Source organism: Rhodanobacter sp. UC4452_H20, from assembly GCF_052978205.1.
On sequence record NZ_CM129662.1, the window covers coordinates 3,314,779 to 3,333,586 of the forward strand.

The window sequence follows — 18,808 nt, forward strand, 5'->3', positions numbered from 1 at the left end:
CGTTTTCGTTGCAGTCGCATTCCATTACAGGTTAGAGGTGCATGGCCATGTCCTACGCAGCCACCCATGATCAGCACGATGATCACCACGGCGCGCCGAAGAGTTTCTTCCAACGCTGGTGCATGTCCACCAATCACAAGGACATCGGTACGCTGTACCTGATCTTCGCGCTGACGATGTTCTTCATCGGCGGCAGTTTCGCGATGACCATCCGCGCCGAGTTGTTCAAGCCCGGCCTGCAGCTGGTGCAGCCGTACTTCTTCAACGAGCTGACCACCATGCACGGCCTGATCATGATCTTCGGCGCGATCATGCCGGCGTTCGTGGGCCTGGGTAACTGGATGATCCCGCTGATGGTGGGCGCGCCGGACATGGCGCTGCCGCGCATGAACAACCTGTCGTTCTGGATTCTTCCGTTCGCCTTCCTGCTGATGCTGTCCACGCTGTTCTCGCCGGGCGGCGCGCCGGCCGGCGGCTGGACGATGTATCCGCCGCTGTCGCTGCAGAGCGATTCGCTGGCCTACGTGGTGTTCGCCATCCATCTGATGGGCATCAGCTCGATCATGGGCGCGATCAACATCATCGCCACCATCCTCAACATGCGCGCGCCGGGCATGGACCTGCTGAAGATGCCGGTGTTCGTGTGGAGCTGGCTGATCACCGCGTTCCTGCTGATCGCCGTGATGCCGGTGCTGGCCGGCGCGGTGACCATGCTGCTGACCGACAAGTACTTCGGCACCAGCTTCTTCAATCCGGGCGGCGGCGGCGACCCCGTGCTGTACCAGCACGTGTTCTGGTTCTTCGGCCACCCCGAGGTCTACATCATGATCCTGCCGGCGTTCGGGATCATCTCGGAGATCGTGCCCACCTTCGCGCGCAAGCCGATCTTCGGCTACAAGGCGATGGTGTTCGCGCTCGCCTGCATCGCGTTCCTGTCGTTCATCGTGTGGGCGCACCACATGTTCGCGGTGGGCCTGCCGCTGGGCGCGGACCTGTTCTTCATGTACGCCACCATGCTGATCGCGGTGCCTACCGGCGTGAAGGTGTTCAACTGGGTGGCCACCATGTGGGGCGGCTCGATGACCTTCGAGACCCCGATGCTGTTCGCCATCGCGTTCATCATCCTGTTCACCATCGGCGGCTTCTCCGGCCTGATGCTGGCCCTGGTGCCGGCCGACTTCCAGTACCAGGACACCTATTTCGTGGTGGCGCATTTCCACTACGTGCTGGTGACCGGCGCATTGTTCGCGATCATTGCGGCGGCCTACTACTGGCTGCCGAAGTGGGCCGGCAACATGTACAGCGAGTTCTGGGGCAAGGTGCACTTCTGGTGCAGCGTGGTGTTCGTGAACGTGCTGTTCTTCCCGCAGCACTTCCTCGGCCTGGCCGGCATGCCGCGGCGCATCCCCGATTACAACGTGGCGTTCGCCAACTTCAACATGGTCAGCTCGATCGGTGGCTTCCTGTTCGGTGCCTCGCAGCTGATCTTCCTCGGCGTGGTGATCCACTGCGTGTTCTTCTCCAGGAAGAAGGCCACCGACCGCGTGTGGGAAGGCGCCAAGGGACTGGAATGGACCGTGCCTTCGCCGGCGCCGCACCATACCTTCTCGGTGCCGCCGGTGATCCATGACGAAGAGCTGGCGCACGGCAACGTGCACGCCTGATCGGCGGGGAAGCCGTGGAAATGACACAGCCGGTTGACGACATCCACGCCGCGGACCAGCGCCGCGGCGTGCGCCGCACGGTGAAGATCCTGGTCGCGGTAGTGATCGGCTTCTATCTGCTGGCGTTCCTGCAGATCCTGCTGATGAAATAACCGCGCCAGCACCTTTCCACTTCAATCACCCGGGTCGGCACGACCGGCAGGCAGGTCCCCGAGCGGCATGGCGGGGCAGAGTCATCAAGAGAAATCCACGGGGTCTCAGCATGGGTCAGCAACACGACGTTTACTTTGTACCGGCCAAGAGCTACTGGCCGATCGTCGCCGCGGTCGTCATGTTCATCTTCATGTTCGGTGCCGGGCACTGGCTCAACGCCGAGCCGGGTGCGACCGGTTTCGGCAAATCGGTGTTCGTCCTCGGCGTGATCGGCGTGCTGGGGATGTTCTTCGGCTGGTTCCGTTCGGTCATCCGCGAATCGCTGGCCGGCGACTACAACCACCAGGTCGATACCTCGTTCCGCATGGGGATGATGTGGTTCATCTTCTCCGAGGTGATGTTCTTCGGTGCGTTCTTCGGTGCGCTGTTCTACATCCGCATGTTCTCGGTGCCGTGGCTCGGTGGCGAAGGCCATGGCGTATTGACCCACCAGTTCCTGTGGAGCGACTACACCGCGGCCTGGGGTGCCAACGGCGGCAATGGTCCGGCGAAGATCGGCGGGGCGTTCGAAACGGTGCCTGCGTGGGGGCTGCCGTTGCTGAACACGCTGATCCTGCTGACCTCCAGCGTCACCGTGACGATCGCCCACCACGCCCTGCGCGCCGGGCATCGCGGCCGGATCCTGCTGTTCCTGGGCCTGACCGTGCTGCTGGGCGCCACCTTCCTGTACTTCCAGGCGCACGAGTACATCGAGGCCTACCACGAGCTCAACCTCACCCTGGGCAGCGGCGTCTACGGCTCGACCTTCTTCATGCTGACCGGCTTCCATGGCCTGCACGTGACCCTGGGCACGATCATGCTGGCGGTGATCTGGCTGCGCGTGCTGAAGGGCCACTTCAGCAAGGACCATCACTTCGGCTTCGAGGCGGTGGCCTGGTACTGGCACTTCGTCGACGTGGTGTGGCTGGGCTTGTTCATGTTCGTCTACATCCTCTGAGCGTCGGTCTGCACTCGCTTGCACCGGCCCGCCACTGGCGGGCCGGTTCGTTTCCGGGCGCCGGAATGTGTGCGGGTATGGAGCCTGGAGTGGTGTGCCCCCTGTGGTGGCCGCCGGCATGCCGTGCTGTCTGCCTGCCGAATCTGCCGAACCGTAGCCGGTCAGCCATCAATTTGTGACGGATGTGGTTGTATCCGGTACAAGTTTAGTGTATAGGTTCAGGCCCGCCGCCAGGCGGGGACGAGCGCCAAGCGGTGCCGTCGGTTCGCCATGCTGGTTGGAGTGGCAAGGGTTGGGGGGATGGAGATGTTTCGCTTTCTGCGTCGTAAAGCCAACCGCTGGCTCTTGCTGCTGGCGGCTGTGGACATGGTGCTGCTGGGCTTTTCGCTCAACGCGGCCATGTACCTGCGTTATTTCAATCGGCCTGCCGATCTGGCCCAGTTCTCCCACCACATGCCCGAGCGCTCGCTGGCGTTCGCCGTGATCATGCTGCTGGCGATGGTCGCCCTGGGTCACTACCAGTCGCACATGCGAACGAGCTGGTTCGGCGTGCTGGCGCGCCAGAGCGTGGGTTTCGTGCTCGGTGGCGTGGGCGTCTTCATCATGTATTACCTGCTGCCGCAGGCCTATGTCGGCCGCGGCGTGCTGACCATCGCGCTGCTGCTGTCCTTCGCCCTGATGATGGGCTTCCGGCTGGTGTTCCTGCGCCTGGTGGACGCGGTGGTGTTCCAGCGCCGGGTGCTGATCCTGGGTGCAGGCAAGCGTGCCTCGCAGATCCAGACGCGCATGCGCCGCCACGCCGACCGGATCGGCTTCAACGTGCTCGGTTTCGTGCCGCGCGAGGGCGAGGAGGTGCAGGTCGGCGCGATGTCCCTGGTGCGCCCCGAGGGTTCGCTGGTGGACTGGGCGCTGCATCGCCAGGTGGACGAGATCGTGGTCGGCGTGGACGACCGGCGCGGCGGGCTGCCCATGCGCGACCTGCTGGAGTGCCGTCAGAACGGCATCGACGTGACCGACCTGGCGACCTTCTTCGAACGCGAGTCCGGCCGCGTGCAGCTGTCGCTGACCGATCCCTCCTGGCTGGTGTTCTCCGGCGGCTTCGATGCCACTCCGCTGCGCCGCTTCAGCAAGCGCTGCTCGGATCTGCTGATCGCCACGCTGGTGCTGCTGCTGACCTGGCCGCTGATGCTGCTGGTGGCGCTGGCCATCCGCATCGAGTCCGGTGCCGGCCAGCCCATTCTCTACCGGCAGGAGCGCGTCGGCGCACGCGGCAAGACGTTCCAGCTGATCAAGTTCCGCAGCATGCGCACCGACGCGGAGCTGGACGGCATCGCGCGCTGGGCGAACAAGGACGACGACCGGGTGACCCGGGTGGGCCGCTTCACGCGCAAGGTGCGCCTGGACGAGCTGCCACAGTTGTGGAACGTGCTCAAGGGCGAGATGAGCTTCATCGGCCCGCGGCCCGAGCGGCCGCAATTCGTGATCGACCTTGGCCAGAAGATCCGCTACTACGATCTGCGTCATTGCCTCAAGCCCGGTCTGGCCGGCTGGGCGCAGCTGCGTTATCCGTATGGCGCGTCCGAGGCCGATGCCGAGGAAAAGCTCAAGTACGATCTGTACTACGTCAAGAACCACAACCTGCTGTTCGACCTGCTGATCCTGTTCCAGACGGTCGAAGTGGTGCTGTTCCGCCGCGGCGCACGCTGATTGGCGGTTCCCTCCGGGCCGGCCGGCCCGGCAAGCTTGAACCCGTCTTCCGGACCTGCGGCGTGGTTGGCGCGTCATGGCTGCCGGGCCAGCTATGACGCCGCATTGTGTGGTGATACGCTTTCCGGGCACGGGGCATTCAGGATAATCAGCTACCCAGCTCAAGCCGCCGGCTTGGCGAGGCTGGGTCGTTGGCATCGGCCTACCTATGGATTCCCCCCATGTCCCGCACCGATCAGATTGCGCCGAACAGGCCTGCAGCACCGACCCGGGGCAGCGGCGAGATGCCCGCTCCGTCATCATTGCGCGCGCAACGCACGCGTACCGCGCTGCTCGGTGGCGGCGTGATGCTGATGCTGCTGTTCACTGCGGTATCGCTGCTGCTGGCGCGCGATGACGAACCGCGACCGCTGACCTACCGTCCGATGGCCGCCGCGCCGGCGCCAGCCAGGCTGCCGGCGGCCCCCGCCAGGCCTTCGCCGCTTGCCGCGGAGAAGCTCGGAAATGCCGCTGACGCCAGGGTCTCCCCCACCATCGCGGCGGCGACGAGCCGACGCGCGACCCGGGTCGATGCTGCCGCGGTGGCGCCGCCGGCGAACGCGCCGCGCGCCCGCGCGACCACGACCGAAGCGACGCCCCGTCCGGTCCCCCGCGTTGTCGGTGGCGTTGTCGGTGTGCAGCCGCTGGTGGCGGCCACCGGTGCCTCCTCCCGCAGCACCGCTGCAAGGCATGCGGTCGGCGTGCCAGCCGGGCTGACCGGGTCGATCGGCCGCGATTCCTCCGCGGTGCAGGGCGCGCCGCGGGCGGCTGCGTTCAGCGCTGTGCCGGTGCGACCGCAAGCCGTGACGCTGGCGGCGCATCCACGGCTGCTTCTGGACTCCTCCACGCTGACCGCGCTGCGCCAGCGCGCGGCGGCGAACACGCCGCAATGGACGGCGCTGAAAGCCACCTGCGATTCCTACATCGGCGGCACGGTGGCGTATCCCACCGGCAACCAGTACCCCGACAAGCCGAACCTCGGCTCGGGCTACCAGGGCGAATCCTATCTGCCGGCGCTGCTGGCCGAAGGCATGTGCTACCAGGTGCTGAAGTCCAGCAATGCGGCGGCCGCGGCACCCTACGGCGCCAAGGCGGTCGACATCCTGATGAAGATGTCGATGCCCTACCCGGGCAGCAACGGCTGGGACCCGTGCACCGACAGCGGTTACGGCATCCGCTTCTACGGCGTGGGTTACGGCCTGGGCTATGACTGGGTCTACGACCTGCTGACCGCGTCCCAGCGCACGCAAATCTACACCACCGCGAACGCGTGGATCGCCGCGTGGGAAAAGTCCGGCGGGTGTGCTTCGTTTGCCTACGATGGCAATCCCATCGGCAACTACTACGCCGGTTACTTCCACGCCAAGGCGGTGATCTCGCTGGCCACCTACGGCGAAAATCCCAGCGCGCCGGCGCAGTGGACCGACTGGCTGGGCAACCAGTTCGGCGCGCGGGTGCAGCCGTACTATCGCCTGCACATGCTCGGTGGCGGCTGGCCGGAGGGTTACGGCAACTACGCGCCGCTGAGCATCCTCAACATGAGCTTGCCCGCGCGCGAAGTGAAGACCGCCACCGGGCAGGACCTGCTGCATGCCAGCGCGCCGTATACCTTCCCGGTGGACAGTGCCGACTACTCGATGCATTTCACCTGGCCGTCGCTGGTCTACTTCGACGACCGTGACGACAACCACTCCAACGGCGATCCCTCCTCGCCGCCGCCGGGCACGACCCCGGTCGGCATGTTCCAGCAGATCATCGGTGCGTTGAGCTACTGGCAATCGCCCAAGGTCGCGGTGTTCAACCAGTACCTCGCGGCGGTCGACCAGGCCACCGGCGGGTACAGTGATGCGCCGGCCTGGCTGCAGTTCCTGGCGATCGATCCGAATGCGCCGAAGGCGGCGCTGAGCACCTTGCCGCTGTCCTATTTCGCGCCGGGCATGAACGCCGTCGCGGCACGCTCGGACTGGACCACCGCCGCCAGCTGGATGTCGTTCCGCGCCGGCCCCTACACCAACAACCCCGCCGCCGGGCACGAGTTCTTCGACCAGGGCAGCCTCGCGCTGGTGCGCGGCGGCTCGCCGCTGCTGGTCAATGCCGGCGGCTGGCTGGTGCACGAGCCTGGCGGCAACGCCGACGAGACGAAGATCTTCAACGACAACTACGGCGACCTCGACGGTACCCAGTACAGCGGCAACCGGCAGCTGTACAACATCTTCTACGTGCGCAGCATGAGCGGCAGCTCGGTGGCGCAGCGTTTCGGCCAGGAGGCCAATACCACCGAGGACGATGGCGTGCGCACCGCGGTGTCGGCCTACGAGGACGGCAACGGCTACGTCTACATGCTGGCTACCCACCTGGAGGACATGTATCGCACCTTCTCCGCCGGGCCGGCGGTGTCGGCATGGTCGCGGCAAGTCGTCTACCTGCGTCCGAACCGTTTCGTCGTCTACGACCGCACCACCGAAGGCAGCACTGGCTACGACCAGTACCTGGCCTGGCATTTCCCGGCCAACCCGGCCGCGGGCAGCGCGCCGGCGGGACAGCACCGCTTCGACGTCAGCTACAACGGCCAGTACGTGGGCGCGATGACCACCGTGCTGCCGACCGGCAACAAGACCACGACGGTCGGCATGTATCCGGGCGACAACCCGATCAAGGCGTGGCAGGTGCAGGTGCGCCCGCCCGACACCAGCGCCAGCCAGCGATGGCTGACCGTGTTCGACCTGTCCGGCACCGCCGCCAAGGTCGCCACGGCCAGCCCGGTGACGGTGAGCCAGGGCGGCATCGTCGGGGTGGAACTGCTCGCCAGCGACGGCAACGCCGTGGTGGTGAGCAGCAGCGGCGCCCCCGGCACCGCGCTCAGCGGCAACCTCGTCTACGGAGTGCAGCCGTTGTCGGCCTACCACGTGGTCACCGACCTGCTCCCGGACACCGGCTACACGGTGACCACCTCGGCCAACGCCGGGTTGCGCAACGTCAACATCAGCGTGGGCGGCACCACCATGAGCAGCCACAAGGGTGTACTCAGCTTCTACGTGACGACCGACGGCACGGTGCAGGGCAACCCGCCGCCACCGCCGACGCCGGTTTACGTCCCGGTGCCGATCAGCGCGCTGCCGGTTCCCGGCTTTCCGGCACCGTACAAGCCCGGCGGTTGAGCCGGACCGCGACCGGCGTTCGCACCGGTCGCGGCAGACGCACCTCCGGGCGGTGGTCGCGGTCGATCAGGGCGAGTGCGGCGTGTCGCGCGTTCACTGGCCCTGCGGCGGGCTGCTGTGCGCGGCCACATGCAGCGGGTACAGCGGTGAGCTGTACCAGTCGACCACCTTGCCGTTCTCGAAGCGCACCCATGATGGGCCGTACTCCCAGCGCTGATCGCTGGCCATCAGCGTGGGTTCGCCTTCGATGCTGCGCACGCTGGCGGCATCCATGCCCAGGCCCCACGCCGGCCGTTCCGCCGGCGCTGTCGCCGTGGCGCGATGCGTCGGCGGCTGCACGGTTTCGGCGGGCGGGGCCGCGGGCGGCGCGGGCGGTTCGCCCGGCCACAGCCACCACGCCGCAATGGCAGCGGCCGGCAGCAACAACCAGCGGCGGGAACGCCGCCGTGTCGCGAGTACCCGCTGCGTCGCCGCGGCCGACCCGGCTTCGCCCCTCGGCGGCTGGGACGGCCGCACGCCCGCGGCGCCGGGCAGGCGGCCATGCGTGCGGTGGAACTCCATCGCCATGCCGTACATCGCGGTGAGCTGCTGCAGCCGCTGCGCGGCGACGCCGCGCGAATCCTCGTCGCGACGGTCCGGGTGCAGCACCGACACCCGGCGCCGGTACGCGTGCTTGAATTCGTCCAGGCCACAACCCGGTTCGAGACCGAGCAAGCGGTAGAGGTCGAGAAAATCGGTCTCGCGCGCCACGTCGTGCTTCCCCTTGAATGCCGCAAGCCGGGCCACGTGCCGCGCACCATCCGTGCACCGGCTGCCGTGCGGAACTATACCTGCTGGACGCCGCGGCCGCGGCGCACCCTCGCTGCCTCGTGCTAGCGTGACGCACCGAAAACGGCGGGAGGCGACGATGGCCAGGGGCCTGACTGCAAGCTTGCGGGGTGTGGCGTTGGGCGTGGCGGAATTGCCGGGGGTGCGTCTGCTCGCGCGGCCGGTCTATCGCCACCTGTTTGCCCGCGACGTGTTGCCCGGCAATGCCTACGGCGGCGTGTTTGCCAGTGTCGAGGCGGCGCGTGCCGGGGCACCGGCATCGTTGCCGACCAGCTACGACCAGCCGCAGTCGGGCGAGCTCTACGCCGACCGGCTGGAGCGTGTGCAGATCGTGGATTACCCGGTGCTGTTCTGGCTCTCGCGACTGTTTGCCGGCGACGCGCGGAAATTGTTCGACCTGGGCGGCAACGTGGGCACCAGCTATTTCGGTTTCCGCCACCACCTGCCGTATCCCGATGACCTGCGCTGGCTGGTGCACGACGTGCCCGCCGTGGTCGCGGCCGGGCGCGCGCTGGCCGAGCGCGAGGATGGCGCCGGCAAGCTCGGCTTCACCGACTCTCCGCAGGACGCCGACGGTTGCGACGTGCTGCTCTGCAGCGGCGTGCTGCAGTACCTCGACTACTCGCTGCCGCAGTTGCTGCAACCATTGCGCGCGCCGCCGCGCCACGTATTGGTCAACGTGACGCCGCTGCACCCCGAGCGCAGCTTCGTGACCCTGCAGCGTGTCACCCGGCGCCGGGTCGGCATCGCCAACTGCCCGTACAGGGTTTCCGCGGTGGGCGCCTTCGTCGACGAGTTCACAAAAGCCGGCTACAGCGTGGTCGACCACTGGTCGACGACCGAGCGCCACATGCGCATTCCGTTCGAGCCGGACCATTCGATCGATCGTTACCACGGATTCTGTTTCCGCCGCGACTGAGCTTGCGGGGCGCCGGGGCGCGGGGCACACTGCCGCTTCGATTCCGTGGCGCAGCTTGCGGCCGGCGGGTCGCGGGAGGGGGCATGTCGGGTCCATCGTCCAAGTGGCTGGAAGTCGCCTGGGATCAGTTCGATCCCTGGCGGATACAGGGCGTGCGGCATCATCTGGCGACGCACCCCGCGCTGCAGTTGCCGGCCCTGGTCGAGCTGGGCAAGCGGCTGGAAGCGCGTGGCCGCGTGCGCTCGCACAGCGGCGATGCCACTGCGGGCACGTCGTTCAACGAAGCACCCCGGTTGCATCCCAACGCCAAGGGTGTCGAGGCGACGCTGAGCGACATCGAGCATGCCGCGGCGTGGACTTCGCTGCTCAACGTGCAATCCGATCCGCAGTACCGCGCCGTCGTCGACGAGGTACTCGACTCGGTCCGGCCGCAGGTGGAGGCGGTCGACCCGGGCATGTGCTATCGCGCCGGCTGGATCTTCCTCACTTCGCCCGGGGCGGTGACGCCGTTCCACATGGACAAGGAACACAACTTCATCCTGCAGGTGCACGGCCGCAAGCGGATCTACGTCTGGGACCATCGCGACACGCAGGTGGTCAGCGAGCATGCGCGCGATCGCTTCCATCGCACCCATTCGCGCGAGCTGCTGCAGTGGCGCGAGGAGTATCGCGAGCGAGCCCGGGTGTTCGAGCTGGAACCCGGGATGGGCGCGTACATGCCCTCGACCAGTCCGCACATGGTCGAGAACGGCGATGGCCCGTCGATCACCATGAGCTTCACCTATTACACCCGCGCGACCCGGCGCAACTCCCTCCTGCATCGCACCCACGACATGCTGCGCCGGCTGGGCTGGGTGCCGCCGGCGGTGGATCGCTTCCCGTTGTTCGACGCCGCCACGCTGGCGGCCGGCGGGCTCTACATCGGCAGCAAGCGGCTGGCGCTACGACTGGCCGGCGCGTCCGTCGATTCGGACGCCGCACCGTACGCCAAGGTTGGCGACTCGTGATGTCCGGCCGGCGACGCGGCGGTCGCCGGGCCTGGCGCGTGCTCATGCTGGCCTGCATTCCGCTGACCGCAGCCGGCGTCGACCGGCCAGCTCCTCCCGCGCCGCCTACGCTCGGCGCCCACACCTTGCTGGCGCAGGCCGATCATCGCGGCCGCAGCCCCGCCGTGACCGCGCCGCTCGACACCGCGCCGGCGGGCAGTGCGTTGCTGGTGCTCAATGGCGGCTTCGCCAGCAACGCGGCGGCGCCGACCGACAGTTATGGGCGGCACTGGACCCAGGTGGGTCCGACCGCCGTCTACGACGGCTACCAGGGCCGTTTCGACGTGAAGGCCTACGTGTCGCTGGCCGGCCCGGGCGGCCGGCACCATACGGTCAGCATCGACAAGCCGGGTGAGCCGGAGCGCGAGATCACCATCCCCTTCGTGGAAATCCGCCATGCCGGCGTGCTGCAGGATTTCGCCCAGAATTACCCCGCGCCCAATCTGGTCCAGCGCATCGCGGGCAAGCTCAAGCGCACGGTGGAGGGCATGCTCTCCGATCCGGCCGACCGCTTCAGCGTGACCAGCGGCGAGGTCACCACGACCGGGCCGGCCACGTTGATCGCGGTGTGGTGGGGTGACGGCAATGTACGCCGGATGAGCGCCGTGCCGGACAACGGTTTCACCGTGATCGACAGCTATCTGCAACTGCCGCCGATAAGCGGCGTGCAGTGCGCGGTGGCTTACCGCCAGGTCGACCGTGCCGGCACCTACCGGGTGAGCTGGAGCGGCAGCCCGCGCCAGCGGGCGATCCTGTGGCTGTTCGCGTTCCAGTCCGCCGCGCCATAGTCCACCTGCATAGCACGCAGTCAGTCTGAATGGCGTGCCCCATTGCACAGTTCGACGCGGTTCTGCGCTAATCTTGTCGTCCAGAGGCTGGTTTGGCAGACGACGCGATGAGCGGGTGCTCCCAGGCGGCTTCGCTGGGCAGATGCCGGCCGATCCGCGGTGCCTCGCGAATCGCGCGCATCCTGCCCGAGGGAGATCGGCGCGTGTCGTGGCGGTCATCGCCGCCCGACCAGGAGGGGTGGTGGGCGCGGCATCCAATCCAGTGTCAATTGACGACGGCATGTCGTTGCTGGACGTGCTGCCGGGCATCGCGCCTGCCGATGACGAAACCTGGCAAAGTCGCCGCGTGCCGCTCGACGGCGCATTGGCCACTTGCGTGGCGGCGCTGCACGCGGCCGATCCCGAGCGCGCGGCGCTGACCCTGCTGGCCGCGTTGGCGCGGGTCGAGGCGCAGCTGACCGGCGCCGAGTCCGCCGTGGCAACGCTGCACCAGGCCGGATGCACCCGCCAGCTGACCGTGCCGGTGCCCCGCGACGCGCCACGCAAGGCATGGCTGGAGGGCGTGCTGTCCGCAGCGCGCGGGTCGGCCGCCCCGGTCACGGTGGCGTGGATGGTGCTGCAGGAGGCAGCGTTGCCGGACGCCGCCGCCGCGCTCTCCACCTGGCGCCTCGATTTCAGCGACGCGATCGCCCTCGAACTGCGCTGGCGCAGCCCGCTGACGGCAGCGAGCGTGGAGCTGCTGGCCGGTTGCGTGCAGCGCGCCTGGGCGGGCCTGCTCGACGAAGCTGACGCCGAGCCGGATCTCCTCGCTCCGGCCGAACGCCAGCGCTTGCTGGTGCAGTGGAATGACACCGCGGTGCCGCGACACCGCGGCGACAGCGTGTCCGCGCTGTTCTCCCGCACCGCCGCCGCGCATGCGGATGCACCGGCGGTGGTCGAGAGCGGGCACGCCCTGAGCTATGCCCGACTCGATGAGCGGTCCAGCACCTTGGCCCGGCATCTGCTCGATGCCGGCGTCGTGCCGGGCGACATCGTCGGCGTCGCGCTGGAGCGTTCGGCGGGGGCGCTGGTGGCAATCCTCGGCGTGCTCAAGGCCGGCGCGGCCTACCTGCCGCTCGATCGCAGCCACCCGCCGGAGCGGTTGGCGTTTGCGCTGGCCGATGCGGGTGCGCGGATGGTGCTGGTCGCATCGGTCGCGGCTACGCTGCCGTTGCCCGATGGAGTGGCGTGCCTTGCGCTGGATGTCGTCGAGTCCGTACCCGTGCCGCACGACGCGCCGCTGCCCGTGGTCGACGGCGATGCGCTCGCCTACGTGATGTACACCTCCGGCTCCACCGGCACCCCCAAGGGCGTAGCGATCGCCCATCGTTCGATCATCCGGCTGGTGTGCGGCGTGGATTACGTGCGGCTGGATGCCGACACGCGCATGTTGCACGCCGCACCGCTGGGCTTCGATGCGTCGACCCTGGAAATCTGGGGCGCGCTGCTGAACGGCGGTCGCGTGGTGGTCCATCCCGAAACGATCCCCACCGCTGCCGGCCTGGCCGCAACCATTGCCGGCGAAGGGGTCGGCACGGCGTGGCTGACCTCGTCGCTGTTCAACGCCGTGGTCGACGAGGCGCCGCGTCGGCTGGAGGGATTGCGCCAGCTGCTGATCGGTGGCGAGGCACTGTCGGTCGACCATGTGCGCCGCGCGCTGGCGGCCTTGCCCGGCGTGGAGATCATCAACGGCTACGGCCCGACCGAGTGCACCACGTTCACCTGCACCTGGCCGATCCCGCGGGACCTGCCGGCCGACGCGCGCTCGGTGCCGATCGGCCGGCCGATAGCCGACACCCGCGTGTACGTGCTCAATCGCGCCGGCGAGCTGGTGCCGACGGGCGTGGTCGGCGAGCTGCACGTGGGCGGCGACGGCGTGGCGCGCGGTTACCTCGGACGGGCGCAGCTGACCGCCGAGCGTTTCGTGGCCGATCCGTTCGGCGCCGCCGATGGCCGCCTGTATCGCACCGGCGACCTGGTGCGCTGGCGCGACGACGGCGTGCTGGAGTTCGTCGGCCGGCGCGACGGCCAGGTCAAGATCCGCGGCTACCGCATCGAGACCGGCGAGATCGAGGCAGCGCTGCTGCGCCAGCCCGGCGTGCGCGCCTGCGCCGTCGTGCTGCGCGATGACCCGCCGCTGGGCAAGCGCCTGGTCGCCTACGTGGTCCCCGCCGCCACCCGCCCCGACCAGCCGGCGCTGCGCCGCGGCCTGGCTGCCGAACTGCCGGAGTTCATGCTGCCGGCCGCGTGGGTGGTGCTGGACGCGCTGCCGGTCACCACCAACGGCAAGCTCGACCGCGCCGCACTGCCGGCGCCGGGCAGCGCACGGCCGGAACTGGCCACGACCTACGAAGCCCCGGTGGGCGAAGCCGAGACGCGCCTGTGCGCCGCCTTCGCCACCAGCCTCGCGCTGGACAAGGTGGGCCGCCACGACAACTTCTTCGAGCTGGGCGGCAGCTCGCTGCTGGCGGTGCGGCTGATCGATCGCTTGCGCCGCGACGGCGATGCCGCGCTGGACGTGCTGACCTTCTTCCGCGATCCCACGCCGCTGGCGCTGGCCCGCCACCGCGATCACGCCGGCGCCGACGGCATCGAACCGGCGCGCCTCGCCCGCCCGCGTGCCGCCGGCGCGCAAGCCGGTGCCGAGCCGATCGCGATCATCGGCATGAGCGGCCGCTTCCCCGGCGCCGCGGACATCGAGAGCTTCTGGCAGAACCTGTGCGAGGGACGCGAGTCGATCACCCGCTTCGCGCCGGGCGAGCTCGACCCGTCGATCCCGGCGAGCCTGCGCGACGATCCGGCCTACGTGCCCGCGCGCGGCGTGATCGACGGCGTGGAGCTGTTCGACGCCGCGTTCTTCGGCATCAGCCCGCGCGAGGCGGAGTTGATGGACCCGCAGCAGCGGCTGTTCCTGGAGCTGTGCTGGGAGTGCCTGGAACGCGCCGGCCATGCGCCCGGCGCGCAGGACGGCCCGGTCGGCGTGTTCGCCGGCATGTACAACGCGACCTATTTCCAGCACCACGTCAGCGCGCATCCCGACCAGGTCGGGAAGCTCGGCGCGTTCCAGGTGATGCTGGACAACGAGAAGGATTTCATCGCGCCGCGGGTGGCACACAAGCTGGACCTCACCGGTCCCGCGGTGAGCGTGCACACCGCCTGTTCCACCTCGCTGGTGGCGATCTGCCAGGCGATGGAGAGCCTGCGCAGCGGCCAGTGCGAGATGGCGCTGGCCGGCGGTGCCTCGATCACCTGTCCGCCGCGCAGCGGCTACCTGTTCCAGGACGGCGCGATGCTGTCGCCGGACGGCCACACGCGAAGCTTCGACGCCGAGGCGAGGGGCACGGTGTTCAGCGACGGTGCGGCGGTGGTGCTGTTGAAGCGGCTGGCCGACGCGCAGGCCGATGGCGACCCGGTCATCGCGGTGATCCGCGGTGGCGCGATCAACAACGACGGCGGCACCAAGGCCAGCTTCATGGCGCCCAGCAGCGAGGGCCAGGCCGCGGTGGTCGCGATGGCGCAGCGCAACGCCGGCGTCGACGCGCGCAGCATCTCCTACGTGGAAGCGCACGGCACGGCCACGCCGATCGGCGATCCGATCGAGGTGGAGGGCCTGGTCAAGGCGTTCCGGCGCGACACGCCGGATACCGGCTTCTGCCGCCTCGGTTCGGTCAAGAGCAACGTCGGCCACTTGGTGATCGCCGCCGGTGCGACCGGCGTGATCAAGACTGCGCTGGCGCTGGCCGAGCGGCGGATTCCGCCGAGCCTGCATTACGCCGCGGCCAACCCGGCGATCGACTTCGCCCGCTCGCCGTTCGTGGTCAACGATCGCCTGCACGACTGGACCAGCGCGCCCGGCGTACCGCGCCGCGCGGGCGTGAGTTCGTTCGGCGTGGGCGGCACCAATGCGCACGTGGTGCTGGAGGAAGCACCCGCACCGACGCCGAGCGAGGCGACCGCCGGGCCGCAACTGCTTTTGCTGTCGGCGCGCACGGCCACTGCACTGGGTACGGCGGCCACGCGGCTGGGCACACACCTGGCGGACTCTCCGGAAGTCGAGCTTGCCGACGTGGCGTGGACGCTGGCGGTCGGACGCAAGGCCTTCGCCCATCGGCTGGCCGTGGTCACCGAGTCCGCCACCAGCGCCAGCGCGCAGCTGGCCAGCGCGGAAATCGCCGCGGCGGCGACGCGCAGCACGCCGGCGCGGGCGAGCGACGTGGTCTTCCTGTTCCCGGGCCAGGGCGCCCAGTACGCCGGCATGGGTCGCGCGCTGCATGCCAGCGAGCCGGTGTTCCGCGACGCATTCGACGCTTGCGCCAGCGCCTTGCGCAAGCAGGGCGGTTTCGATCTCGCCGCGTGCGTGTTCGCCGACGACCCGGCCGCGCTGCTGCCCACGGCGGTGATGCAGCCGGCGACGTTCGCCATCGAATACGCGCTGGCGCAGTGGTGGATGAGCCTGGGCCTCGTGCCGGCAGCGATGATCGGCCACAGCGTGGGCGAGTTCGTGGCCGCCACGCTGGCCGGCGTGTTCAGCCTGCGCGACGCGATCGCGCTGGTGGCGCGGCGCGGCGAGCTGATGCAGGCGCAGCCACCGGGCGCGATGCTGTCGGTGCGGCTGCCGCTGGATGCATTGCAGGCACGCCTGCCGGCGGATCTGGCGCTGGCAGCGGAGAACGCGCCTGGCGCCTGCGTGGTGGCCGGGCCGGCCGAGACGGTCGAGGCTTTCCGGGCGGCGCTCGAAGCGGACGGCATCGCCGCGCGCCTGCTGCAGACCTCGCACGCCTTCCATTCGGCGATGATGGAGCCGGTGCTGGCACCGTTCCGCGAGGCGCTTGCCGCCGTCGAACTGGGCCGCCCGCAGCTGCCCCTGGTGTCGACCGCGCTGGGCGACTGGCTCGACCCCGCGCAGGCCGGCTCGATCGATTACTGGACGCAGCACCTGCGCGTGCCGGTGCGCTTCTCCGGCGCGCTGGCGCGGGTGCTCGACGCGCCATCGCGCGTGCTGCTGGAAGTGGGGCCGCGCCACACGCTGACCACGCTCGCCCGACAGCAACTCGGTACCGCGCGCGAACGCATCGTCGCCGTGCCCAGCCTGGCCGATGCGGCGGACGTGGAGCGCACGGCGCTGCTGCAGGCCGCGGGCCAACTCTGGTGCCGCGGCATGGCGCTTGATCCGGCACGACTCGACCATCGCGCGCGCCGCCGCCGCGTGCGCCTGCCCACCTATCCGTTCGAACGCCAGCGCTGCTGGCTGGATGCCGCACCCGCCACGGCGCCCGCGCCATCGTTCGCTGAACCGACACCCGTCGCCGCCGCGCCCGCGGCCGAGGAAGCCCCCATGCCGCAAGTCGCCATGCCCGCCGATCGCCGCCCCCGGCTGGTGAACCAGCTCAAGGCGGTGTTCGAGGACATCACCGGGATCGAACTGGACGACGCCGACAGCACCAGCAACTTCATCGAGCTCGGGCTGGACAGCCTGATGCTGACCCAGGTCGCGCTGCACCTGTCGCGCGTGTTCCCGGTCAAGGTGACGTTCCGCCAGTTGATGGTCGACCACGCCAGCCTGGACCGGCTGGCGGCGTTGCTGGACGAGCAGATGCCGCCGGACGCGCCGACGGCGGCGCCAGTTGCCGCGCCGGTCGCCGCCCCCGTGGCTGCGCCGACGCTCGCCGCGCCAACGCTTGCCGTGCCGGCGCTGCCGACGGCGGGAGCGGGCGGCAACGACTACGTGCGTCACGTGATCGACCAGCAGATGCAACTGATGGCACAGCAGCTGGCCTTGCTCGGGGGAACGGCGAGCGCCGCCGCACCCGTCGCGCCCGCACAGCAAGCAGCACCACCGGCCAGCGTGGCGACGCCACCGGCGGCAGCACCCGTGTCGACCAGCGCGGATCGCGACGAGGAAGCGGCGCTGGCGCACACCCGCTACGACGTCAAGAAGGCGTTCGGCGCGATCGCGCGCATCGACAACGGCCAGCTGGAACTGTCCCGCCACCAGCGCGAGCGGCTCGATCGTTTCATCGAGCGCTACGTCGCGCGGTCGCGCAAGTCCAAGCAGTACACCGAGGCGCAGCGCCCGCACATGGCCGACCCGCGCGTGGTGAACGGCTTCCGCCCGCTGACCAAGGAGATCGTCTACCCGCTGGTGGTCGAGCGCTCCAAGGGCTCGCGCCTGTGGGACCTGGACGGCAACGAATACGTGGATGCGCTGAACGGCTTCGGCATGAGCCTGTTCGGCTGGCAGCCGGATTTCGTGCTGGAGGCCATCCGCCGCCAGCTCGACCTCGGCTACGAGATCGGCCCGCAGCATCCGCTCGCCGGCGACGTGGCGCGACTGGTGTGCGAGGTCACCGGACACGACCGCGCCGCCCTGTGCAACACCGGTTCGGAAGCCGTGCTGGGTGCGCTGCGGGTCGCGCGCACGGTCACCGGGCGCAGCACCGTGGTGCTGTTCAGCGGCTCCTACCACGGCATCATCGACGAGGTGATCGTGCGCGGCACGAAGAAGCTGCGTGCGGTGCCGGCCGCGCCCGGGATCATGCGCAACACGGCGGAGAACGTGATCGTGCTGGACTACGGCACGCCGGAATCGCTGGAGATCATCCGCGCGCGCGCGCACGAGCTGGCCGCCGTGCTGATCGAGCCGGTGCAGAGCCGGCGGCCCGACTTCCAGCCGGTCGATTTCCTGCGCGAGGTGCGCAAGATCACCGCCGCGTCCGGCACGCTGTGCATCTTCGACGAGATCGTCACCGGCTTCCGCGCCCATCCCGGCGGCACCCAGGCGCTGTTCGGCATCCAGGCGGACCTCGCCACCTACGGCAAGGTGGTCGGCGGCGGTTATCCGATCGGCGTGATCGCCGGCAAGCGCGAGTTCATGGATGCGCTCGACGGCGGCAGCTGGCAGTTCGGCGACGACTCGGTGCCGACCGTGGGCGTGACCTATTTCGCCGGCACCTTCGTGCGCCACCCGCTGGCGCTGGCGGCGGCGCAGGCGGTGCTCGAACACATCAAGGAGCAGGGCGCCGGCCTGCAGGAGCGGCTCAACGCGCGCACCACGGCGATGGCCGCCGAGCTCAACGCGTTCTGCGACGAAGTCGGCGCGCCGATCGCGGTCAAGCACTTCGCGTCGTTCTGGAGGACCCAGTTCCTGGAAGATCATCCCTTGCAGGATCTGCTGTTCGCGATGATGCGCAGCCGCGGCGTGCACATCCTGGACAACTTCCCGTGCTTCTTCACCTCCGCGCACAGCGAGGCGGATTTCCGGCAGATCACGCAGGCCTGGAAGGATTCGGTGATCGAACTGCAGGAGGCCGACTTCCTGCCGCGGCGCACCGCCACCGCCCGCACCGTGATGGACGCGCGCCAGCCGCCGCTGCCCGGCGCGCGCATCGGCCGCGAACCGGACGGGCGTCCGGCGTGGTTCGTGCAGGTTCCCGGGCAACCGGGCAGCTACACCAAGGCAAGTTGATCGCG

Annotated in this window: 10 protein-coding genes; 9 read left to right on the top strand and 1 reads right to left on the bottom strand. The window is 69.1% G+C overall.

The window, feature by feature from the left end:
• Nucleotides 1-47: 47 nt before the first annotated feature.
• The 5 genes from ctaD to ACVCMC_RS15335 all read left to right on the top strand — a co-directional run bounded on the left by ctaD (nucleotide 48) and on the right by ACVCMC_RS15335 (nucleotide 7,718).
• The gene (gene ctaD / locus ACVCMC_RS15315; RefSeq protein WP_395121266.1) at nucleotides 48-1,664 is read left to right on the top strand and encodes a cytochrome c oxidase subunit I; all 1,617 of its coding nucleotides are present in this window, start codon (nucleotides 48-50) and stop codon (nucleotides 1,662-1,664) included.
• 20 nt (nucleotides 1,665-1,684) lie between these two features.
• Nucleotides 1,685-1,816 (top strand): hypothetical protein, encoded by a 132-nt coding sequence (locus ACVCMC_RS15320; RefSeq protein WP_395120386.1) that lies wholly within the window; start codon nucleotides 1,685-1,687, stop codon nucleotides 1,814-1,816.
• Between the two features lie 110 nt (nucleotides 1,817-1,926).
• Nucleotides 1,927-2,814 carry a cytochrome c oxidase subunit 3 gene (locus ACVCMC_RS15325; RefSeq protein WP_395120385.1) on the top strand — a complete coding sequence of 296 codons (888 nt, stop codon included), beginning with the start codon at nucleotides 1,927-1,929 and terminating at the stop codon, nucleotides 2,812-2,814.
• 306 nt (nucleotides 2,815-3,120) lie between these two features.
• Entirely contained in the window at nucleotides 3,121-4,521 is a 1,401-nt protein-coding gene (locus ACVCMC_RS15330) for a TIGR03013 family XrtA/PEP-CTERM system glycosyltransferase (protein WP_447097920.1), read from the top strand.
• A gap of 221 nt (nucleotides 4,522-4,742) precedes the next feature.
• Nucleotides 4,743-7,718 (top strand): hypothetical protein, encoded by a 2,976-nt coding sequence (locus ACVCMC_RS15335; RefSeq protein WP_447097921.1) that lies wholly within the window; start codon nucleotides 4,743-4,745, stop codon nucleotides 7,716-7,718.
• A gap of 93 nt (nucleotides 7,719-7,811) precedes the next feature.
• Here the strand turns inward: ACVCMC_RS15335 and ACVCMC_RS15340 are convergent, their stop codons facing one another.
• Entirely contained in the window at nucleotides 7,812-8,468 is a 657-nt protein-coding gene (locus ACVCMC_RS15340) for a J domain-containing protein (protein WP_447097922.1), read from the bottom strand.
• A 157-nt stretch (nucleotides 8,469-8,625) separates the two neighbouring features.
• Here ACVCMC_RS15340 and ACVCMC_RS15345 point away from each other — a divergent pair, with 157 nt between their 5' ends.
• The 4 genes from ACVCMC_RS15345 to ACVCMC_RS15360 all read left to right on the top strand — a co-directional run bounded on the left by ACVCMC_RS15345 (nucleotide 8,626) and on the right by ACVCMC_RS15360 (nucleotide 18,803).
• Nucleotides 8,626-9,465, top strand: a complete 840-nt coding sequence (locus ACVCMC_RS15345) for a TIGR04325 family methyltransferase (RefSeq protein WP_447097923.1) — start codon at nucleotides 8,626-8,628, stop codon at nucleotides 9,463-9,465.
• A gap of 83 nt (nucleotides 9,466-9,548) precedes the next feature.
• Nucleotides 9,549-10,472 carry a cupin-like domain-containing protein gene (locus ACVCMC_RS15350; RefSeq protein ID WP_447097924.1) on the top strand — a complete coding sequence of 308 codons (924 nt, stop codon included), beginning with the start codon at nucleotides 9,549-9,551 and terminating at the stop codon, nucleotides 10,470-10,472.
• Nucleotides 10,473-10,516: 44 nt separating this feature from the next.
• Nucleotides 10,517-11,299 carry a hypothetical protein gene (locus tag ACVCMC_RS15355; protein ID WP_447097925.1) on the top strand — a complete coding sequence of 261 codons (783 nt, stop codon included), beginning with the start codon at nucleotides 10,517-10,519 and terminating at the stop codon, nucleotides 11,297-11,299.
• A gap of 280 nt (nucleotides 11,300-11,579) precedes the next feature.
• Nucleotides 11,580-18,803 carry a hybrid non-ribosomal peptide synthetase/type I polyketide synthase gene (locus ACVCMC_RS15360; protein WP_447097926.1) on the top strand — a complete coding sequence of 2,408 codons (7,224 nt, stop codon included), beginning with the start codon at nucleotides 11,580-11,582 and terminating at the stop codon, nucleotides 18,801-18,803.
• The last annotated feature ends 5 nt before the right edge of the window (nucleotides 18,804-18,808 follow it).